3 protein-coding genes are annotated in these 1,322 nt (G+C 63.7%); 1 reads left to right on the top strand and 2 read right to left on the bottom strand.

The window, feature by feature from the left end; genetic code table 11:
• Nucleotides 1–50 precede the first annotated feature (50 nt).
• A complete protein-coding gene (gene nboR, locus QRN45_RS20040) occupies nucleotides 51–680 on the bottom strand; it encodes a nicotine blue oxidoreductase (protein ID WP_284764438.1) in 630 nt (209 codons plus the stop codon).
• Between the two features lie 202 nt (nucleotides 681–882).
• On the opposite strand from nboR, the gene QRN45_RS20045 reads away from it, so the two are divergent.
• Nucleotides 883–1,074 carry a YegP family protein gene (locus QRN45_RS20045; RefSeq protein ID WP_059389468.1) on the top strand — a complete coding sequence of 64 codons (192 nt, stop codon included), beginning with the start codon at nucleotides 883–885 and terminating at the stop codon, nucleotides 1,072–1,074.
• A gap of 66 nt (nucleotides 1,075–1,140) precedes the next feature.
• On the opposite strand, the gene QRN45_RS20050 is transcribed toward QRN45_RS20045, so the two are convergent.
• Nucleotides 1,141–1,322, bottom strand: a 182-nt coding sequence (locus QRN45_RS20050; protein WP_284764439.1) for a hypothetical protein, incomplete at its 5' end; no start/stop codon positions are given.

The following is a 1,322-nucleotide window of genomic DNA, read 5'->3' on the forward strand; positions in this document are numbered from 1 at the left end:
GGCGAAAATGGCCGAACCGGACGGGAAGGACCTGCAACCCCTCATATCGTCTAGTCGCCGAGGAGGTGCAGCTTGTCCTTCGTGTCCACGTCGGCTCCGTCGGTCAGATCGCTGCAGTCGACGACCTCCACCAGCCCGGGGTGCGCCTTGAAGAAACGACGTGCCCCGGCGTCGCCGACGGCGGACTCGGCGACCTCGGCGCGGAGGCCGGCGTCGATGATCAAGGGGTGGCCGCGCCTTAGCTTTGTCGTGTGGCCGCCCTCGAAGGGGGCTTCGGCGTACCCCGCAGCCGTCACCCGGCCAGCCTGGTGGGCCGCCAGGAGCCTGGCGACGACGGCGGGAGTCACCCCGGGTTGGTCCACCAGGGCCACCATGACGTTGTGGCCATGTGTCGCCGCCGCAACACCGGTACGGAACGAGCTGGCCATGCCGGAAGCCCACTCCGGGTTGTCCACCACGAGATACCCTCCCAGGTCCGCCGCGCGGCGGACATCGCCGGCTCCAGCACCGAGCACCACGACTACCTCGCTGCATCCGCCGTCAAGCAACGTCTTGGCGAGTACCTCCACCAAGGTCCGGCCGCGGTAAGGCAGCAGCGCCTTCGGGCCGAGGCCCAGGCGGGTTCCTGCACCGCCGGCCAACAGCACACCGACGGTATGCGCGGGGCTGGAATCGTTCATGGGGTTCACCTTATCCATGTGCCTTCGCGAGGTCTCTAGGCTCACCTTGCTTTCCGATATAGGTCTACCGAAAAAGGTTGAATATTACCCGTGGGTAGGCCTTCTGGCAGGCTTCCGTGGCCGATATTCTCTTATGGACTTCACGAGAGTCAGTGGTCATCGAAGGGGATGCAATGACGCATCCGCGGTGGAAAGAGGTTTTATGTCTGGCATTTTCGAAATTTTGGCAGCTGGGGAGCAATCATTCCGTTTCCGGTTGAAGGCCGATGATGGAACGGTAGTGGCGGTGTCGCCCAAGTTCCCGGATATCGCGGCCCTTGTGGCCGGCATCAATGCGGTCAGGGAGAATGCGGCCACAGGATTCGTGGTGGATCGGCGCTCGCTCGGAGCGTAGAAATAAATCGGCGGTAGTGCTCAAGGAGCACTACCGCCGATTCCTTTTTGCAGAGACCTGCCGGGCTTAGTTGTCGCCGCCCGCCCCGCCGGTGGTGCCGGCAGTCACGTCGAGGAGCTTGTACCGGTCAATGGCGTACGACGGCGCACTCGGGTCAACCTCGCCCCTCGCCGCGAGGAGTTGGAGGGTTTTCACGACGATGGAGTGGGTGTCGTTTTTGAAGAAGCGTCGTGCGGCTTGGCGGGTGT

This window comes from Arthrobacter sp. efr-133-R2A-63 (genome assembly GCF_030209795.1).
In the GTDB taxonomy this organism is placed as follows: domain Bacteria; phylum Actinomycetota; class Actinomycetes; order Actinomycetales; family Micrococcaceae; genus Arthrobacter; species Arthrobacter bambusae_A.

Excerpts from the sequence above, each read along its gene's own strand:
- nboR (WP_284764438.1), bottom strand. The coding sequence starts at position 680 with ATGAACGATTCCAGCCCCGCGCATACCGTCGGTGTGCTGTTGGCCGGC.
- QRN45_RS20045 (WP_059389468.1), top strand. The coding sequence starts at position 883 with ATGTCTGGCATTTTCGAAATTTTGGCAGCTGGGGAGCAATCATTCCGT.